Annotated in this window: 14 protein-coding genes and 1 pseudogene; 12 read left to right on the top strand and 3 right to left on the bottom strand. The window is 73.2% G+C overall.

Annotated elements, in window-relative coordinates:
* Positions 1-33: 33 nt before the first annotated feature.
* The 6 genes from zapE (at position 34) to ACWEKM_RS36710 (ending at position 7,114) form a co-directional block, all read left to right on the top strand.
* Positions 34-1,134 carry a cell division protein ZapE gene (zapE, locus tag ACWEKM_RS36735; RefSeq protein WP_451625620.1) on the top strand — a complete coding sequence of 367 codons (1,101 nt, stop codon included), beginning with the start codon at positions 34-36 and terminating at the stop codon, positions 1,132-1,134.
* Positions 1,135-1,800: 666 nt separating this feature from the next.
* Complete coding sequence (locus ACWEKM_RS36730; RefSeq protein ID WP_451625619.1) at positions 1,801-3,261, top strand: SulP family inorganic anion transporter; 1,461 nt, start codon at positions 1,801-1,803, stop codon at positions 3,259-3,261.
* A gap of 100 nt (positions 3,262-3,361) precedes the next feature.
* Entirely contained in the window at positions 3,362-4,294 is a 933-nt protein-coding gene (locus ACWEKM_RS36725; protein ID WP_451625618.1) for a slipin family protein, read from the top strand.
* 221 nt (positions 4,295-4,515) lie between these two features.
* A complete protein-coding gene (locus ACWEKM_RS36720) occupies positions 4,516-5,082 on the top strand; it encodes a YbhB/YbcL family Raf kinase inhibitor-like protein (protein ID WP_451625617.1) in 567 nt (188 codons plus the stop codon).
* Positions 5,083-5,174: 92 nt separating this feature from the next.
* A complete protein-coding gene (locus ACWEKM_RS36715; protein ID WP_451625616.1) occupies positions 5,175-6,041 on the top strand; it encodes a polysaccharide deacetylase family protein in 867 nt (288 codons plus the stop codon).
* A 224-nt stretch (positions 6,042-6,265) separates the two neighbouring features.
* Positions 6,266-7,114 (top strand): peptidyl-tRNA hydrolase, encoded by an 849-nt coding sequence (locus tag ACWEKM_RS36710; protein WP_451625615.1) that lies wholly within the window; start codon positions 6,266-6,268, stop codon positions 7,112-7,114.
* Positions 7,115-7,184: 70 nt separating this feature from the next.
* Here the strand turns inward: ACWEKM_RS36710 and ACWEKM_RS36705 are convergent, their stop codons facing one another.
* Positions 7,185-8,855 (bottom strand): purple acid phosphatase family protein, encoded by a 1,671-nt coding sequence (locus ACWEKM_RS36705; RefSeq protein WP_451625614.1) that lies wholly within the window; start codon positions 8,853-8,855, stop codon positions 7,185-7,187.
* A gap of 157 nt (positions 8,856-9,012) precedes the next feature.
* Here ACWEKM_RS36705 and ACWEKM_RS36700 point away from each other — a divergent pair, with 157 nt between their 5' ends.
* From ACWEKM_RS36700 to ACWEKM_RS36680, 5 genes and pseudogenes are all read left to right on the top strand, one after another.
* Positions 9,013-9,483 (top strand): MarR family winged helix-turn-helix transcriptional regulator, encoded by a 471-nt coding sequence (locus tag ACWEKM_RS36700; RefSeq protein ID WP_451625613.1) that lies wholly within the window; start codon positions 9,013-9,015, stop codon positions 9,481-9,483.
* Positions 9,484-9,873: 390 nt separating this feature from the next.
* Positions 9,874-11,241, top strand: coding sequence for a DUF692 domain-containing protein (locus ACWEKM_RS36695; protein WP_451625612.1), 1,368 nt, complete (start codon positions 9,874-9,876; stop codon positions 11,239-11,241).
* A 187-nt stretch (positions 11,242-11,428) separates the two neighbouring features.
* A complete protein-coding gene (locus ACWEKM_RS36690; RefSeq protein ID WP_451625611.1) occupies positions 11,429-12,202 on the top strand; it encodes a DUF4142 domain-containing protein in 774 nt (257 codons plus the stop codon).
* A 99-nt stretch (positions 12,203-12,301) separates the two neighbouring features.
* Positions 12,302-12,454 (top strand): annotated as a pseudogene (locus ACWEKM_RS36685) (TIGR04222 domain-containing membrane protein); the annotation flags it as partial.
* Positions 12,455-12,589: 135 nt separating this feature from the next.
* Positions 12,590-14,233: an alpha/beta hydrolase gene (locus ACWEKM_RS36680; RefSeq protein WP_451625610.1), complete on the top strand. Its 1,644-nt coding sequence runs from the start codon at positions 12,590-12,592 to the stop codon at positions 14,231-14,233.
* Between the two features lie 387 nt (positions 14,234-14,620).
* On the opposite strand, the gene hemQ is transcribed toward ACWEKM_RS36680, so the two are convergent.
* Both hemQ and hemG read right to left on the bottom strand, forming a co-directional pair.
* Positions 14,621-15,352, bottom strand: a complete 732-nt coding sequence (gene hemQ / locus ACWEKM_RS36675; protein WP_451625609.1) for a hydrogen peroxide-dependent heme synthase — start codon at positions 15,350-15,352, stop codon at positions 14,621-14,623.
* A 4-nt stretch (positions 15,353-15,356) separates the two neighbouring features.
* A complete protein-coding gene (hemG, locus tag ACWEKM_RS36670) occupies positions 15,357-16,823 on the bottom strand; it encodes a protoporphyrinogen oxidase (RefSeq protein WP_451625608.1) in 1,467 nt (488 codons plus the stop codon).
* A gap of 181 nt (positions 16,824-17,004) precedes the next feature.
* On the opposite strand from hemG, the gene ACWEKM_RS36665 reads away from it, so the two are divergent.
* A complete protein-coding gene (locus ACWEKM_RS36665; RefSeq protein ID WP_451625607.1) occupies positions 17,005-18,009 on the top strand; it encodes a DUF4349 domain-containing protein in 1,005 nt (334 codons plus the stop codon).
* Positions 18,010-18,162: the final 153 nt, after the last annotated feature.

The following is an 18,162-nucleotide window of genomic DNA, read 5'->3' as shown; positions in this document are numbered from 1 at the left end:
TGCAGTGTGACACGGCGCTTACCATGGGGAATCGTGTCGTCCTCCACCGCCGCTTCCCGGCCCGGCTCCGCCGCCCCGGCCCCGCTGTCCCTGTGCGCCCGCGAGCCGCATGTCCCCGCGGACCGGCTGGTCGCCGAGATGGTGCCGCCACCGCGCTTCGACTCGGTTCGCTTCGCCACCTATCTGCCGGACCCGGGCCAGCCCAGCCAGACCGAGGCCGTCGGGGTCCTTGCGGGCTTCGCGGCCGGTCTCGGCGGGCCGCCCGCGAGGGGCGGCGCACAGCGCAGGTTCCTCGGACTCGGCAGGTCCAGGGCCGCGAAGGTCCCGGCCGGCCCGCGCGGCGTCTACCTGGACGGCGGGTACGGCGTCGGCAAGACCCATCTGCTCGCCTCCCTGTGGCACGCCACCCCGGCCGAGCCCGCGCTCAAGGCGTTCGGCACCTTCGTCGAGCTGACGAACCTGGTCGGCGCCCTCGGCTTCCAGGAGACCGTGCGCACGCTCAGCGGCCACCGGCTGCTGTGCATCGACGAGTTCGAGCTGGACGACCCCGGCGACACGGTTCTGGTGTCGACACTGCTGGGCAGGCTGGTCGACGCGGGGGTCGCGCTCGCCGCCACCTCCAACACCCTGCCGGGCAAGCTGGGCGAGGGCCGGTTCGCGGCCACCGACTTCCTGCGCGAGATACAGGGCCTGTCCGCCCGCTTCCGCGCCCTGCGCATCGACGGCGAGGACTACCGCCACCGCGGTCTGCCCGAGGCGCCGGCGCCGTACTCCGACGAGCAGGTGACGCAGACGGCGTACGCCACCGAGGGCGCCTCGCTCGACGACTTCCCGCGGCTGCTGGACCACCTCGCCAAGGTGCACCCGAGCCGCTACGGCGCGCTGACCGACGGCGTGCGTGCGGTGTGCCTCACCGATGTGCGGGCGGTGCCCGACCAGTCCACGGCGCTGCGCCTCGTGGTCCTCGCGGACCGGCTCTACGACCGTGAAGTGCCCGTCCTGGCCTCCGGGTCGCCCTTCGACGAGCTGTTCAGCGAGGAGATGCTGAACGGCGGCTACCGCAAGAAGTACTTCCGCGCGATATCCCGGCTCACCGCGCTCGCCCGGGACGCAAAACCCCTCGTGGCGGCCTGACAGCCGATCGAGACCAGCGGGTCAAGGACCGGTTCACGCCATAGGACCCGCACTTTTCACGCTCTCCTGCGCCCGAAACACCGAGTTGACCCTGCAAACAACTTTGCAGGGTTAACGTGTTTCTTGACCATCCATTGACCACTGGTTGGCATGCGCTAGAGGCGTGAACTGTCGGGAGGGGGGGCGCATGTTCCGAGGTAGAACGCACCGGAGCGCGCTGGCGCTCCCCGCCGCCGTCCCGCTCGCCCCACACTTCTTCGCTCCCACGGATTCCTTCGCATCCGCGCATACCTTCCGTCATTCCGAGGCCAAGGCTCATTCCGAGACCAAGACTCAATCCGAGGGCCAGGCTCAATTCGGATCCGGATCCGAATCCGAGTTTTCGGGAAAGCCGTCGCGCGCCGGCACTCCCGCACCCGTCGTGCACACCCGTTGTGCACATCCGACGCGGCGGCCCGGCGCGCCAAGAGGAACCCACACACCATGGAGCCCTGACCGCCGCATCCGCCGTGCGCCACTGGCCGGCGCACCCGATCCCGCGCCCGGCCCGGGGGCAACTCGCCCTGCCCGCCCGGTACTACGAGGTGCATCCCAACGCCGTCCGGGCGCACATCGCGCAGACCGACACCTTGCAGACCGACACCTTCGAACACTGTGAGCGGCGCCGTGACGAACACATACCCTCATCTCAGGCAGGACTTCACCGCTTCCCTCGTCGTCTTCCTGGACGCACTCCCGCTGTGCGTGGGCGTGGCCGTCGCCTCCGGCGTACCGGCCGAACTCGGCCTGGTCACCGGCATTGTCGGAGGCATCGTCACCGGGCTGATGCGCGGCAGCAGCCTCCAGGTCTCCGGTCCGGCCGCCGGCCTCACCGTGCTGGTCTTCGAGGCGGTGCACCAGTTCGGGCTACCCGTACTCGGGGTGATCGTGCTCGTCAGCGGGGTGCTCCAGACGGCGATGGGCGCCCTGCGGCTGGGCCGCTGGTTCCGGGCCATCTCGGTCTCGGTGGTGGAGGGCATGCTGGCCGGTATCGGTCTGGTGCTGATCGCCGGACAGCTGTATCCGGCGCTGGCCACCGAGGCCCCCGGTTCGGGCCCCGGAAAGCTGGCCGGGCTCCCCGGGGCGCTCGCGGACGCCCTCGGCGACACGGACGCGCTGGCCTCCCTCGCCCTCGGCGCGGGCACGATCGCGGTTCTCGTGCTGTGGAAGCTCGCCCCCGCGAAGATACGGGCGGTGCCGGGCCCGCTCGCCGCGGTCGGCCTCGCCACGCTGGCCGCCTCGGCCCTCGGCCTGCCGGTGGCCACCGTGGAGGTGCGGGGGCTGCTGGGTGCGATCCAGCCGCCGCCGTTGAGCGCCTTCGGCGAACTCGCCGGCGTCGGGGTGCTGGGCACGGTCGTCGCGTTCACGCTGATCGCGTCCGCCGAGTCGCTGTTCAGCGCGGCGGCCGTGGACCGGCTGCACGACGGGCCGCGCACCGAGTACGACAAGGAGCTGGTGGCCCAGGGCGTCGGCAACACGGTCTGCGGGCTGCTCGGCGCGCTGCCGATGACCGCGGTGATCGTGCGCAGCGCGGCGAACGTGCAGGCGGGCGCCCGTACCAAGGCGTCCCGGGTGCTGCACGGAGTCTGGCTGCTGCTGTTCGCGGCCCTGCTGCCACAGCTGCTCGGCCACATCCCGATCCCCGCCCTCGCGGGCATCCTGGTGTACTCGGGCGCCAAGCTCATTCCGGTGCGGGCGCTGGCCACGCTGTGGCGCGAGTCCCGGGGTGAGGCGCTGATCCTGGTGGTCACGGCCGTGTCGATCGTCGTGGTCAGCATGTTCGAGGGCGTGCTCATCGGCCTGGCGCTGGCGATCGCCAAGACGGCGTGGGATGCCTCGCACGTCAGGCTGGAGTTCGTCGACAAGGGCGCGGGCCCGGTCGAGGCGCGGCTGTCCGGCAACGCGACCTTCCTGCGGCTGCCGAAGATCCTCGACAGCTTGGAGGCGCTGCCCACGGACCGGCCGGTCCGGCTCGACCTGTCCGGCCTGCACCACCTGGACCACGCCTGCCGTACGGCGCTGGATTCCTGGGCCGAGCGGCACAGCTCGTCCGGGACCGAGCCGGTGCGGCTCACGGCGGCACGGTAACGCGCCCGTCCGGTCCGGGGCCGGGCGTGGCCCCGGACCGGACACCGGGCATATCGTTGCAGGAGCGGACGGAACGGGCCTCTGAGCGGAGGAGGTCGTCATGCTCCAGGACCTGTTGGGCGCCCTCGTGGGCCTCGGTGCCGCCGGCCTGGTCTATCTGGCCGCGGCGGCCCGGGTCATCAAACAGTACGAACGCGGCGTGGTCTTCCGGCTCGGGCGGGTCATGATCCCGGCCCGGTCACCGGGCTTCACCACGGTGATCCCCGGGGTCGACCGGCTGCGCAAGGTCAATATGCAGATCGTGACGATGCCGATCCCGGCACAGGAGGGCATCACCCGTGACAACGTGACCGTGCGGGTCGACGCGGTCGTGTACTTCAAGGTCATGGACGCGACGGCCGCGATCGTCAACGTCGAGGACTACCGGTTCGCCGTCTCCCAGATGGCGCAGACCTCGCTCCGTTCGATCATCGGCAAGAGCGACCTCGACGATCTGCTGTCCAACCGCGAAAAGCTCAACCAGGGCCTTGAGCTGATGATCGACAGCCCGGCCGTGGGCTGGGGCGTGCAGATCGACCGGGTCGAGATCAAGGACGTCTCCCTGCCGGACACGATGAAGCGGTCCATGGCACGGCAGGCGGAGGCGGACCGCGAGCGCCGGGCCCGGATCATCAACGCCGACGCGGAGTTCCAGGCGTCGAAGAAGCTGGCCGAGGCGGCCCAGCAGATGGCCGACACCCCCGCCGCGCTGCAACTGCGGCTGCTCCAGACGGTGGTGGCGGTGGCCGCCGAGAAGAACTCCACGCTGGTGCTCCCCTTCCCGGTGGAGCTGCTCCGCTTCCTGGAGAAGGCACAGCAGCCGCCGACGGGCATCGAAGCGGCGTCCGGCGCCGCACCCCACGCCGAAGCCACCCCGCCGAACGGCCAGGACCACTCTGCCGCCCGAGCACCCCGCCCGCCCCGCCCGGCACAGGAGGACACGCCGCCCCCCACCCCCCACCCGGACCACCCGGACCGCACGGACCGGCACTGATCCGCCCCCGTCGACAGACCGCACGGAGCGGCCTTGACCTGCCCCTGCCCACGGACTGCATGGGCCGGCCCTGACCCGCCCCGGCCGTCGGACATCCGCCGTCCCCCGCGTCCGTCACCCCCGGAAGGCGCAGGCCCTGCGGCGTACGGCCCCGGCCGGAGGACACGGCGGCGCGCGGGGCGGGGCGGGGCGCTGGCGTCGGCAGGGCCTAGCCTGCGGGCATGCGCAACCGTCCGGTGATCGTCGCAGTGCTGGCCGTCGTACTCGGCGGCGCGGCGGCCTGTGGGGGCGGCGGCGCCGCGCCCTCGGCCTCCTCCCCCGCCCCGTCGTCGGGGCACCGCATCAAAGTAACCAGTTCCGCCTTCGCCGAGGGGGGTACGATCCCGCGCCGCTACACCTGCGACGGCGCGGACGTCTCGCCACCGCTCGCCTTCTCCGGCGTACCCGCGGGGGCGATCTCGCTGGCCCTGCTGGTCGAGGATTCCGATGCCCCGCACGGCCCGTTCACGCACTGGCTGGTGTGGGACATCGCCCCGAGCACCACATCACTGACCGCGGGCCAGGCGCCCGCGGGTGCGACGCAGGGCCGCAACGACTTCCGCAGTCCCGGCTACCGCGGCCCCTGCCCGCCACCGGGCGACCGGCCGCACCACTACGTCTTCACGGTCTACGCCACCGACCGGAAACCGGACCTCACACCCGCCACCGCCACCGCCGACGGCCTCCGCCGCGCCCTCGCCGACCACACCCTCACCTCCGGCGCCCTGACCGGCCGCTACAGCCGCTGAGCCGACCCGACCGACCGCCGGGCGGGTGACGCGTTCACAGCCCACGCGCCATGTCGTCCCACATGCCACTTTTCCAGTCATATCTTCATACGGTGTTCACTCTCGTACGCCGAGTCACCGCCCTCTGCGCCCTGGGCGCAGCCCTCGCCGCCTGCGGCACCGCCGAGGTCCCGCAGGGCCGGGCCCCGGCGAAGCCCGCTGCCTCCTCGTCCGCCTCGTCTGCGTCGTCTGCGTCGTCGTCACTTCCGCCCACGCTCACCCCGGGCCCCGGCGGTCTCACCCCGGTCTTCATGAACGGCCCACGCACCCGGGGCAAGATCGTCGCCCTCACCTTCGACGCCGACATGACCGCCGACCAGGGGCCGCGCGCCGCGGCGGGCGAGCACTTCGACAACCCCGAGCTCATCGCCACCCTGCGCGAACTGAAGGTTCCGGCGACCGTGTTCATGACCGGCCGATGGGCCGAGCAGTACCCGGCCGAGGCCCGTTCCATCGGCGGCGATCCACTGTTCGAGGTCGCCAACCACTCCTACAGCCACTACGCCTTCACCGGCGACTGCTACGGCCTGCCGACCGTCCCCGCCGACCGGATGCGGTCGGATGTGGAGCAGGCGTACACCTCCCTGCGCAAGGCGGGCGTGCCGCACCCGATGCCGTACTTCCGCTTCCCCGGCGGCTGCTACGACCAGCAGTCGCTGCGCGCGCTGAGCGGGCTCGGGGTCACCGCGGTGCAGTGGGACGTGGTGAGCGGGGACGCGTTCGCGACGGACGCCGACGCGGTCGTCAAGCAGGTGCTGGACGGGGTGAAGCCCGGGTCGGTGGTCGTCATGCACTGCACCCGCAGCGCCGCCCCGACGACCGAGCGGGTCGTGCGCACGCTCGTGCCGGAACTGCGCAAGCAGGGCTATCAGTTCGCGAAGGTCTCCACGCTGATCTCGCAGAGCGGCACCCGCCGCTGACCGGCCCACGTCGAGGGCACGACCGACGAGGCCCCCATCCGACCGCCGGCCGCGGCAGGCCCCCCGCGGCCGGCGGTTCGCCGTACACGAAGTGCGTGCCGCCGCGGGCCGACCGGGTACCCGCACCCGCGGTCGCACCGGCGCACCGCCTGCTCGGCGTGACCGACGGCCGTGCGCACCGGGACGCGGCGGCACCGCCGACCGGACCCGTAGGGTGGGCTGCCGTGAGCGACGTTCCTGACTCCCCCGGTGACAGCCCCTTCCGTGCCGCGCGCTGCACACGCGACGAGGCCCCGCAGTTCGTGCTGCCACTCGTCGTGCGGATCGAGCGGACGGCGCCGCCCGCGCGCACCGACGCCCTGGAGACCGCCGCCCGGGCCGTGCTCGTGCTGCTCGCGGACGAGCGGGCGCTGGGCGACGGGGAGTGGGCGCGGGCCGTGCGGGACTGGCAGGACGCCCGGATCCGCAAGGTGGTACGGCGGGCCCGGGGCGCCGAGTGGCGGCGGGCGGAGGCGCTGCCGGGCATCACCGTCACCGGGAAGTCCGCGGAGGTACGGGTCTTCCCGCCGGTTCCGCTGGACGGCTGGCCCAAGGACCTCGCCCGGCTCCAGGTGTCCGGCACCGAACTCGACGATCCGGAGCCGCCGGCCGGCCCCGACCCGGCACAGCCCGTGCTGTGGCTGAACCCGGGGCTCGACATGTCGGCCGGAAAGGCGATGGCCCAGGCCGGGCACGGCGCCCAGCTCGCCTGGTGGGAGCTGTCCGAGGCGGAGCGGGCCGACTGGCGGGACGCGGGCTTCCCCCTGGCCGTGCGCACCGCGGACCCGGCCGACTGGCGCGAACTGACCACCGGCGGGCTGCCGTTGGTGCGGGACGCGGGCTTCACGGAGATCGCCCCCGGGCTGACCGTCGCCGTTGAAGGGGGCACCCGGTTCTGCCCCCGCGTGGTTTGGTCCAGCCTGCCGGACACGGAGGGGGCCACGTCGGTCGAGCTGTGCGGTCCCACGAAGGAATCCTCGGTGGGCACCGACGAATTCGCGGGTGTCCCGATCGAGGCTCCCGACCGGACCTAGGGCCGGCCTTCCTTCCCCCTCCGACGGGAGCTGTCCGACGCGGAGCGGGACGGGTGCGCGTGCTACGCGTTCACCCCTGCCTCCTGACGTCGTTGCGGGTACGGCGCAGGGTGAAGGTGTCGACCGGCTCGATCCGGCCGTAGGGGCCGGTGACGGCGTAATAGGTGACCGCCATGCTGGTGTGACCTCCGGCCAGGGTGCCGGGGTCGACGGAGAAGGCGACGAAGCCGTAGGGGTTGACGCGGTCGCGGACCGCCGACCAGGGCGCCGCTTCCGTCACGTACAAGGGCGTCTTCTTGCCGTTCGCCCCGGCGGGGCCGACGCCGGTGATGACGTTGCACTGCGGGGTGTCGAACAGCACGTCCTTGGACGGGATGGAGGTGCCGCCTCCGCCGATGACCAGGTGGACGGTGCCCGCGGTGGTGTCGACGAGGTCGGTGCGGGTGGCCGCCGGATCGGGCGTCATGGTGTCGTTGGACTGCTGACCCCGGATCGGATGGGAGCGCTCGTAGTGGTGCTCGTGACCGCAGACGACCACATCCACCCCGTACCGGTCGAACAACGGAAGCCATTCCTGGCGGATGCCGAGGTCGGCGCCGTTGCCGGGGTGGTCCGCGGTGGAGACGACGACCTGGTGCATGACGACGACGATCCAGTCGATGTCGCGGTCGGCCCGGGTGCGGGTCAGTTCCGCCTCCAGCCAGCGCCGCTGGGCCCCGCCCGAGTAACCGCGGACGTAGGAGTCGCCGGCGTCCTGGTAGGCCACGTCGTCGTTGGCCAGGCTGATCACACGCACCGATCCCACGGTGAACGCGTACCACAGGCCGTCGGTCTCCGGATCGCCGCCGTTGCCCGGCAGCGCGAAGTACGTCTGGTAGGCGGCGAATCCGATCGGCCCGTTGCCCGACTCGTTCTCGTGGTTGCCGGCCGCCGGCATCCACGGCCGGAACCGGGCCGACCGGGTGGTCATGTCGAACCAGTCCGACCAGGTGCGGATGCGGTCGGCGGCCAGGTTCGCGTAGCACAGGTCGCCGTTCATGAGGTGGAACAGCGGTGCGACGCGCTCCACCGCCGTGGTCACATCGCCCGCGTAGGGCGAGCCGAGATTGTCGTTGAGGTAGGTGAGCTTCGAGGTGATCTTCGACGGCGGGGGGCCGTTCAGCTTCCCCACCGTGGGAGTGCCCTGGTCGCCGAAGCTGGTGAAGGTGAACGGCGCCCTGCCGCTCGGCGCCGTCCGGAACGTCCCCGGCTCCGCTGCGGCCCCGTCGTGCACGGCGGCGTAGACGTACTCGGTGTCCGGGCGCAGCCGACCGAGCCGGGCGTGATGAGCGTAGATCGTCTGTCCGGACTTCGCGTCCTTGTAGGACACGGTCTGTGCCGGGAGGTCGCGGCCCAGCCCGCCCGCGGGCGTGCCGAGCAGGACCCGCGGGCGCCGCACCGGCACCGGCGTCTGCCAGGACACCACCATCTCGCGGGAGGCGTCCGCGCCGAACTGCAGATGCAGGCCGCTCACCGGTGGCATGCCGGAGCCCTCGGGGCGGAGCCACAACACCGGTGAGGCGGCGGCCTGTCCGGCGCCGAGCAGTCCTCCCCAGCCGGCGCCGGCCACTCCGGCGGCACCGATCAGCCCACGTCGGCTCACCTGGTGGGTCTGCCGCTGTCGACCGATCGTCTGCTGCCCGCTGGTTTCCTCGACCGCCGTACCGGCCGGCTGCCCTGTGCCTGTGGAAGTCGTCGTCATGCCGGGAACCTCTCATGGTCCCCGTTCGGTCCGGCACCGGCGAGTCGTGAACAGTGCGCCAATCGCCCCGGCTGCGAAGGCGACCAAAGACCGAACCCTGACAACCATTTCGGCACCGGTGATTGCGACGCCTGGCGGCGGACAGCAGGCTGTGGGTGTGAACGATCGGGCGGACGCGGTACGCGGACTGGATTGCGCGCTGCGGGAGCTGCGGCACGGGCGGCTCGGGCTGTACGGGCCGGTACTCAGAGAGCGGTTCCTGAGCGGGCTGTCGGGAGAGGTGACGGCGACCGGCTACCGGGTGCTGCGCTTCGTCGAAGCCAGCTCACCGCCCCCGCCCACCCTGTCCGACATCGCCGATCTGCTGCTGACCGACCGGGCCCGCGCCGTCCGCGTCGTCGACCGGCTGGTCGAGCAGGACCTGGTCCACCGTGTCCGGGATGCCGTGGACCGGCGCACGCGCCGGGTGGAACTGACGGACACCGGACGGCACTTTCTCGCCCAGGCCACCGCTCACCGCTCCCGGCTCCTGGCAGCGGCCCTGCTGGACTGGTCCGACGAGGATCTCGAACGCCTGAGCCACTACATCGGGCGGCTCAATGAAACCGTCGCACGGCACTCCTGGTAGCTAGTGCCCCAACAGGCAACGTTCGCCCCGTCACGACGCCCGGCACGCACTCTCGCCGCACCGGGCACAAGCCCAAGTACGTCCAGTACGAGGGCTTGCACCCGGCACGCCGAGAGCACGCACCAGACGCCGCTCCTCAACGGGCAAACGTTGCCTGCCGGGGCACTAGGACCGAAACCGGCGAGGGGGCGGGAGATCCCCACGGCTCCTGCACCCATGGCGCAGGCCATCGGTCCGCCGCGCCGGTGCCCGCCGGGAACCTCAAATGTTGCTCTGAAGACGCGGACGGCGGGATTCGGGGCCGGGCGGCCGGGCGATACCTTCGTCACGCCACGACGGCGACGAGGAGGCACGGGGAGGGGACGGGCGATGCGAGAACTGGGGAGGGCGATGCGACGGCTGGGGACGGGGATCGGCTGGCGACCGGAGATCGCGGACGCCGTGGAGCGGATGCCGGGCATCGACTGGGTCGAGGCGGTGGCGGAGAACGTGTGTCCCGGGCAGCTGCCCGCGTCGCTGTTGCGGCTGCGCGAGCGCGGGGTGACCGTGGTCCCGCACGGGGTCTCGCTCGGCCTCGGCGACGCGGACCGGCCCGACGAGGACCGGCTCACCGCCCTCGCCGAGCGCGCCACCGCGCTGGGCTCGCCCCTGGTCACCGAGCACATCGCGTTCGTCCGGGCCGGCGGCCCGCTGACCGCGTCCCCGCGCCTGGAGGCGGGCCATCTGCTGCCCGTGCCGCGCACCCGCGACGCCCTCGACGTGCTGTGCGAGAACGTGCGCATCGCCCAGCAGGCCCTGCCCGTGCCCCTCGCCGTGGAGAACATCGCGGCGCTGATCTCCTGGCCCGGCGAGGAGCTGACCGAGGGGCAGTTCCTGTACGAACTGGCCGACCGGACCGGTGTGCGGCTGCTCATCGACGTGGCGAACCTGCACACCAACCACGTCAACCGCGGTGACGATCCGGCCGGGGCGCTCGCCGAACTGCCGCTGGAGGCCATCGCGTACGTGCATGTCGCGGGCGGGTTCGAACGCGACGGCGTCTGGCACGACAGCCACGCCCACCCGGTCCCGGGGCCGGTCCTCGACATCCTGACCGACCTGGCCTCCCGGGTCCGGCCGCCGGGGGTGCTGCTGGAGCGGGACGAGAACTTCCCGGAACCCGAGGAGCTGGAACGGGAGTTGGCGGCCATCGGGACGGCCGTGGACAAGGGTGCCGCGAACCATCGAACGGCCGCCGCGCCGCGGCCGATGTCACGGACGGCCGCGCGGGCGGACGGCGAGCCGAACCGGGAGCGGGTCGCGCTCGCCCAGACGGCGGTGCTGTCCGCGCTGGTCGCCGGGACTCCGCTGCCCGAGGGCTTCGACCGGGTGCGGATGGGGGTGCAGGCGCGGGCGCTCGCCGCGAAGCGGGCGGACGTGGTCGCCAAGGTCGCGCCCGAACTGCCCCGGATCCTCGGTGCCCGCTACCGCCCGGCGTTCCTCGACTATGCGCAGGCGCGGCCGATGACCGGCGGATACCGCCGGGACGCGCTGGACTTCGTGGCGCAGCTGCTGAGCGCGCGGCGGCCCGAGGACGCCGGGGTGCGGCGGGAGCTGCGCGCGTGGTGGCGGGAGCGGTCGGGGCCGGTGCCGCCGTCCCGGCGCCCGGTCGCCCGGGTCGGCCGGGCGGCACGGCGGGTGCTGGCGCGGGGGGTGCTGGCGCTGGGGGTACTGGCGCGGGGGGTACTGGCGCGGGGGGTGCTGGCTCGGCCGAGGTGACACGGTCCGGGGGGACCGTGCCGGGATCAACGGTCGTACGCCGTTGCCCACTTCACTCCCGGATCGACCTGTTTCGCCCGGTTCTGCCATAGGACGGTCGGGGCGGTCGGGGCGGTCTGCACAGTAATATGCCAACCCGCACCCACCCGACACATACCGGCATGCGGTGCCGCGAGCAGGAGGCACCATGCGACCGCGCCCCCCGGTCAAGGGCAGAGGCATCTTCAGCGGCACCGGACTCATCATCACCGGCCTGGCCGCGACGCTCGCGGCGCTGATCTTCCCCATCTGGTCCTACGCCGACCGGTCCGGAACGAGTGGCGCGGACGTGCTGAGCACACGGACCGAGACGACATCGTACGGCCCGCTGTCCGCGCTCGACCAGGACTTCGTCACCAGGGTCCGACTGGCCGGACTGTGGGAACTGCCGGCCGGCGAGCTGGCACAGCGCAAGGGCACCACCCCGGCGGTACGGACGGCAGGACAGCATCTCGTCGACGGGCACACCACGCTGGACGCGCACGTCCGCCTCGTCGCCTCTCGGCTCGGCCTGGCCCTGCCCAACGCGCCCACCGCACAGCAGCGGGGCTGGCTGGCGGAGCTGGACGCCGCGCAGGGAGTGGACTTCGACCGCGCGTTCGCCAACATCCTCAGACTGGCCCACGGCAAGGTCTTCTCGGTCGTCGCCCAGGTCCGGGCGGGCACCCAGAACTCGCTGGTGCGTGATCTCGCCGACGACGCCAACACCACCGTCCTGGACCACATCAAGGTCCTGGAGGCGACGGGCTACGTCGACTTCGCCGCGCTGGCCCGGGACTTGGCGGCGAGCCGCCAACCGTCCGCCTCCGATGCCACGCCGCCGACGGTCGACGCCGGCTCGGCGATCCCGGTGGTCCCCTCCCCCGCATCCTCCCCGACGTTTTCACCGGCCGCCTCCGCACCCCCGCCCAACAACCCCTGACCCGCACGGGACGGGGAACGTCACGGACCGGAAAACGCTGTCCTGGCCGTGCCTCGACCGGCTGGAAGACCGTCGCCGACCCGTACGGCCGCGACCACATGGCGGCTGCTGGGCGCCCTGGCCCGGCACGCCACAGGAGCGGGCGACGAGCGCATGTACCTCACCTCCGTCGCCGTACGCGGCATCCGCGCGATCGGCGAGACCGACCTGCGGGCCGCCTTCGCCCACCGCGACCGGCCCGGGCGGGAGTGAAACAAGCCCTCCGGGGGCGCACGGGGGGCATTGGCGCCGACACCGCCGGGCGGTGCTTGCCTTCGCCGATACGCGAACGAAACTTCCCTCTTGTCGCCGCAGCGCCGGTGCTGCCGCGCTCCGAAGGGATACCCGATGAAAGCTGCCGCCCTCTACTCGGCCGCCGGATCCTTGCTCCTGACCGCCCTCGCCACCGCGCCGGCCGGCAGCGCCCCGGGCGCTCCGGGCGCCGCGGCCGAGGCCCGCGGTACCGCGCTGGCCGCCGCGCGCGTCCGGGCGGCGGGCGTCGACTTCGGGACCTGCTCCGCCGAGCAGGACGCGCCGGCGGGCCTGCGGTGCGGCACGGTGTCCGTGCCGCTCGACTACGCGCACCCCGACGGCAAGCAGATCGAACTGACGGTCAGCCGGATGCGGGCCACCCAGAAGGACCCGCACAACAGCAAGCTCAAGGTGGAGCGGCAGGGCGCCCTCGTCTACAACCCGGGCGGTCCCGGCGCCTCCGGCCTGTCCTTCCCGGTGATCGGGGTGCTGCCCGAGTGGCGGCGGATCGCCGCCGCCTACGACCTGATCGGCTACGCACCGCGCGGGGTGGGCCGCTCGGCGCCCCTGTCCTGCCAGGACCCCGCGCGCTTCTACAAAGGGCCCTCGCCGTCGCCGACGCACCCCTCGAAGGCGTACAAGCAGGAACGCATCGCGCGGGCGAAGGAGTACGCGCGCGGCTGCGCCGAACGGACCGGCGGCGCCCTGCCCTACTACAACTCGCTCAACAACGCCCGTGACCTGGACGTCCTGCGGGCCGCGCTGGGCGAGGACAAGCTGACCTTCATGGGCGCCTCGTACGGCACCTACTTCGGCGCGCTGTACGCGACGCTGTTCCCCTCGCACGTGGGGCGGATGGTGCTGGACTCGGCGGTGAACCCGGACCCGGCGCAGATCTGGTATCGCGCCAACCTGGAGCAGTCGGCCGCGTTCGAGAGCCGCTGGACGGACTTCCGCGAGTGGATCGCCCGGCACGACGATGTGTACGGGCTCGGCAACACGCCGGAACGGGTGCGGGCCGGCTATGAGAAGGCGCGGGCCCTGCTGTCCGCCGAACCCGCGGACGGCAAGGTCGGACCGGCCCAGTTGCAGGGCGCGTTCCTGACGGCCGGGTACTACGACGACTTCTGGCCGAGCCGCGCCGCTGCGCTGTCGGCGTACCTCAAGGGCGATCCCGAACCACTGGTGGGGATCGCCGCGCCGGTCGCCGGGACGGCCGCCGAGGCCGAGAACGCGAACGCGGTCTACACGGCCGTCGAGTGCAACGACGCGCCCTGGCCCACGGACTGGGCGGTATGGGACCGCGACAACACCCGGCTCGCGCGCGTGGCGCCGTTCGAGACCTGGGACAACGTGTGGGCCAACCTGCCGTGCGCCTACTGGCCGGCGCCCCGGCAGCGGCCCCTCGACGTGCGGACCGGGCCGGGCGAGCTGCCGCCGACGCTGATCCTGGCCGGGGAGCGGGACGCGGCCACCCCCTACGGCGGGGCGCTGGAGATGAACCGGCGGCTGGCCGGCTCGGTCCTGGTGACCGAGCGGGACGCGGGGACGCATGGGATCGCGGGCGGGCCGAACCCGTGTGTGAACGCCCATCTGGAGGCGTATCTACTGGACGGCCGGGTCCCGGGCCGGCACACCACATGCGCACCACGCCCGGAACCACAACCGAAGGCACCGCGCGGCCGTACCGAGCAACAGTCCCCGCGGGACACGCTGAAGGGCAAGGCCGAGCGGGCCTGACGCCGGGAGCCAAGCAGACCCGGCGAAACCCGTTACGGCTCGGCAGCGCCCCAAAGGGGCGCGGGGCTGTAGCAATATGCAGCTCCGCCGCGCGGGCCCGACCAGCCACGATGCGCCCGCACACGGAGAACGGCGCATCCCGGCAGATCCAGACGACGGTGCATCCCGGCCGGGCCCGCTGCGGCAGCGCCCCAAAGGGGCGCGGGGAACTGCGCGACCAGCCACGACGCTGCCGCAGACAACCGACGACACACCTCGTACGCGCCCCGCCCGATATGCGGCTCCGCCGCGATGGGGGTCCCACCTGTTCGAGCGAAGCCGAGAACTTGGGGGAGCGACCAACCACGGCGCCGCCGCAGGCATATCGCGGCAAACCCAGCGGAGCGCTCAGGCGAGGCCCGCGACCAGCTCGCCGATCTCCTTGCGGCGTCCGGTGAAGAAGGGGACCTCCTCGCGGACGTGCCGACGGGCCTCCGAGCCGCGCAGATGGCGCATGAGGTCGACGATGCGGTGCAGTTCGTCGGCCTCGAACGCCAGGATCCACTCGTAGTCGCCGAGGGAGAACGAGGCGACCGTGTTGGCGCGCACGTCCGGGAAGCCGCGGGCCATCTTGCCGTGGTCGGCGAGCATCCGGCGGCGGTCCTCGTCGGGCAGCAGGTACCAGTCGTAGGAGCGCACGAAGGGGTAGACGCTGACGTAGGCGCGGGGCGTCTCGTCGGCGAGGAACGCCGGGATGTGCGAGCGGTTGAACTCGGCGGGGCGGTGCAGCGCCATGTTCGACCACACCGGCTCCAGGGCGCGGCCCAGCCGCGTGCGGCGGAAGAGGTTGTACGCCTCCTGGAGCTGGTCGCTGGTCTCGGCGTGCCACCAGATCATGAGGTCGGCGTCGGCCCGCAGCCCGGAGACGTCGTAGGTGCCGCGGACCGTCACGTCCTTGGCGGCGAGCTGGTCGAACAGCTCCTGGACCTCGTCGGCGTAGCCCGTGCGGTCCTCGGGCAGCGCGTCCTTCAGCCGGAAGACGGACCACAGCGTGTAGCGGATGACCTCGTTGAGGTCCTTGGCCAGCTTGCCCTTGTTGGGGATCCTGCCGGCTTCGGTGGTGGGTGCGTCGTCACTCATGCGTTCATTCTCCCGCCCCGTCCCGCGGGCCGTGCACCGGGTGGCCGGTCGGCTCCGCCGCCGCGGCCCCGTCCGCGCGCAGGCCGTCCGCGAGCAGATCCACGGCGGCCTCGGCGCTCGCGATGCACGCCGGAATGCCGACGCCGTCGTACGGGGCGCCGCACACGGCGAGGCCCGGCAGCTTGGCGACGTGCTCGCGGATGCGGGCCACGCGCGCGTGGTGGCCGACGGGGTACTGGGGCAGGCCGTCGGTCCAGCGGGTGACCCGGGTCTCAAGGGGCTCGGCGGTCAGGCCGATGGCCTCGCGCAGGTCGTGCCGGGACACATCGACCAGGCCGGCGTCGTCGCGGCCGAGGATCTCCGTCTCGCCGTACCGCCCGACGGAGGCGCGCAGCACGATCACCTCCGGGTCCTCCTCGGCGATCCAGCCCCACTTCGCGGAGGCGAAGGTGGACGCCTTGACGGTGCGCCCGTCGACAGGGGGCACCAGGAAGCCGCTGCCCTCGGGGAGGGCGACGGCCTCCCGCCGGTAGGCGAGGGTGACCAGGGCCATGGAGGCGTACTCGACGGCCCGCAGTTCGGCGGCGGCGCCGGGGGACTCGGCGGCCAGCAGGCCGGCGGCGGTGGGCGCGGGCACGGCGATCACCACGGCGTCGGCGTGCAGCACCCGGTCGGCGGCGACGAGACGCCAGCCGCCCGCCGCCTCCCGGCGCAGCTCCGTGACCGGTGTCGAGGTGCGGACGGCGCCGCCACGCGCCCGCACGGCCTCGGCGACCGCGAGCGGCAGCCGGCCCACGCCGCCCTCGATGCCCTGGAAGACCGGGCCGGTCCGCGGGTCCGCGGCGGCCTTCGCCTGAAGGTCGCGGACCGCCTCGGTGAGGGAGCCGTGGGTCTGTACGGCCTGGAACAGCTGGGGGACGGCCGAGCGCATCGAGATGCGGTACGCGTCGCCCGCGTACACCCCGCCGAGCAGGGGCTCGACCAGGCGGTCGACGACCTCGCGGCCGAGCCGCGCCGCCACATACTCCCCGACGGCCACGTCCTCGCCGATCTCGGTGCGCGGCAGGCCGGCTTCGCGCTCGATGCGGGCGAGGCCCTCCTCGGAGACCACGCCGGCCAGCGCGGACGCCGTGCCGGGCACGCCCATCACATGCCCCTTGGGCAGGGGGCGCAGCGCGCCTCGGGTCCAGATCGAGGCGGTCGCGGTGGCCGGGGTGCGCAGCCGGTCCGCCAGACCCACCTCCCGCGCGAGCGCCACCGCCTCCGGCCGTCTGGCGAGCATCGACTCGGCGCCCAGGTCGACCCGCACGCCCGCGATCTCACCGGGCAGCAGCTTGCCGCCGACCCGGTCCGCCGCCTCCAGCACGGTCACCCGTGCCCCGCGGTCCAGCAGCCGGTGCGCCGCTGCCAGCCCGGCGATCCCGGCTCCGATGACGACTACATGGCCCGTGCCCGTACCCGATCCGCTCATGGCTCCACCCTCTCAGACGCCGCCGACAGCCGGGTCGGCGCCTCGGTCCGGCCCGCGTCGGCGCCTCGTGTCCGGCTCGCGTCGTGACCGTGACCTCATCGGAACCGTCCCCCGCCAACGTCCCGTCCGGGTGCGGCGTCGAAGGAGCGTCAGTCGTCACGACCCTTGGGGGAAATGCCACATGGCCACACCACGCTCCGTACGCCCCGTGCCCGCCCTGGCCGGAATCCTGCTGGCCGCCGCCGTCGCGCTGACCGGCTGCGGCGCCTCCGACACCGCGAGCGGCGACAGCAAGGCCGCAGTGCCCAGCGCGGCCCGGCGGGACACCGCGGCCGACGCCGGCTCCGACGCGGTCGGCGGGGCCGGCGGGCCGAGCCGGTCGGAGAAGGCCGAGACGGCCCCCGAGGCGCCCCGGATCACCGCCGAGCACATCATCCGCACCGCCACCCTGGCCGTGCGGGTCGCGGACGTGCCCAAGGCGTTGGACGAGGCCCGCACCGTCGCCGAGGGCGCGGGCGGATTCGTCGGCCGGGAGAGCACCAGCCGGGACTCCGGGGGCCATGAGCGCACCCGAGTCGTGCTGCGCGTGCCCACCGGCGCGTACGACGAGGTCATCGCCGACCTCCAGGGCACGGGCAAACTGATCTCGCGTACCGCGCGGGCCGAGGACGTCACCGACCAGGTCGTGGACGTGAACAGCCGCATCGCCTCCCAGCGGGCCAGCGTGTCCCGGATCCGCGAGCTGATGGACCGGGCGGACCGGCTCAGCGACGTGGTCACCCTGGAAGGGGAGTTGAGCAGCCGCGAGGCCGACCTGGAGTCGCTGCTCGCCCAGCAGGCGTCCCTGAAGGACCGCACGAGCCTTGCCACCATCACCCTGACGCTGTCCGAGGCGCCCGCGCGGCAGAACGCGCGGGAGGACGACGCCCCCGGCTTCCTGGACGCGGTCACGAGCGGCTGGCACGTCTTCGTCACGATGCTGCGCTGGATCGCCCTGGCCCTGGGCGCGGTGCTGCCCTTCGCGGGCCTCGCGGCGCTGCTCGTCCTGGTGTGGCTGCGGGTCGTGCGGCCCCGGCTGCCGCGCCGCGCGGCACCCGCGCCGGTCACCACCGCCCCGAGCCCGCTGCCCCATGCCCGCCCGGCGCCCGGGACCGAGGGCGCCCAGGAGCCCGGCGACGTGGACTGAGCCAGAACCGAGCCAGGACCGAGCCGGGAGCGGACGAGGACCGAGCGAGGGCCGGACGGGACGGGACGGCTGGTCGTGATCGGCGGCGACGCCGCGGAAATGTCCGCGGCGTCGCAGACCCGCCGACCACCGGGGGCCCGGCCTGGACCGCAC

Source organism: Streptomyces sp. NPDC004752 (assembly GCF_053601275.1).
This window is presented reverse-complemented; position numbering and strand designations above follow the sequence as displayed.

What these genes read in the sequence shown, in the direction of transcription:
- ACWEKM_RS36690 (WP_451625611.1), top strand. Translation starts at nt 11,429, where the DNA reads ATGCGACCGCGCCCCCCGGTCAAGGGCAGAGGCATCTTCAGCGGCACC.
- ACWEKM_RS36665 (WP_451625607.1), top strand. Translation starts at nt 17,005, where the DNA reads ATGGCCACACCACGCTCCGTACGCCCCGTGCCCGCCCTGGCCGGAATC.
- ACWEKM_RS36705 (WP_451625614.1), bottom strand. Translation starts at nt 8,855, where the DNA reads ATGACGACGACTTCCACAGGCACAGGGCAGCCGGCCGGTACGGCGGTC.
- ACWEKM_RS36680 (WP_451625610.1), top strand. Translation starts at nt 12,590, where the DNA reads ATGAAAGCTGCCGCCCTCTACTCGGCCGCCGGATCCTTGCTCCTGACC.
- ACWEKM_RS36695 (WP_451625612.1), top strand. Translation starts at nt 9,874, where the DNA reads ATGCGACGGCTGGGGACGGGGATCGGCTGGCGACCGGAGATCGCGGAC.
- ACWEKM_RS36725 (WP_451625618.1), top strand. Translation starts at nt 3,362, where the DNA reads ATGCTCCAGGACCTGTTGGGCGCCCTCGTGGGCCTCGGTGCCGCCGGC.
- ACWEKM_RS36720 (WP_451625617.1), top strand. Translation starts at nt 4,516, where the DNA reads ATGCGCAACCGTCCGGTGATCGTCGCAGTGCTGGCCGTCGTACTCGGC.
- hemQ (WP_451625609.1), bottom strand. Translation starts at nt 15,352, where the DNA reads ATGAGTGACGACGCACCCACCACCGAAGCCGGCAGGATCCCCAACAAG.
- hemG (WP_451625608.1), bottom strand. Translation starts at nt 16,823, where the DNA reads ATGAGCGGATCGGGTACGGGCACGGGCCATGTAGTCGTCATCGGAGCC.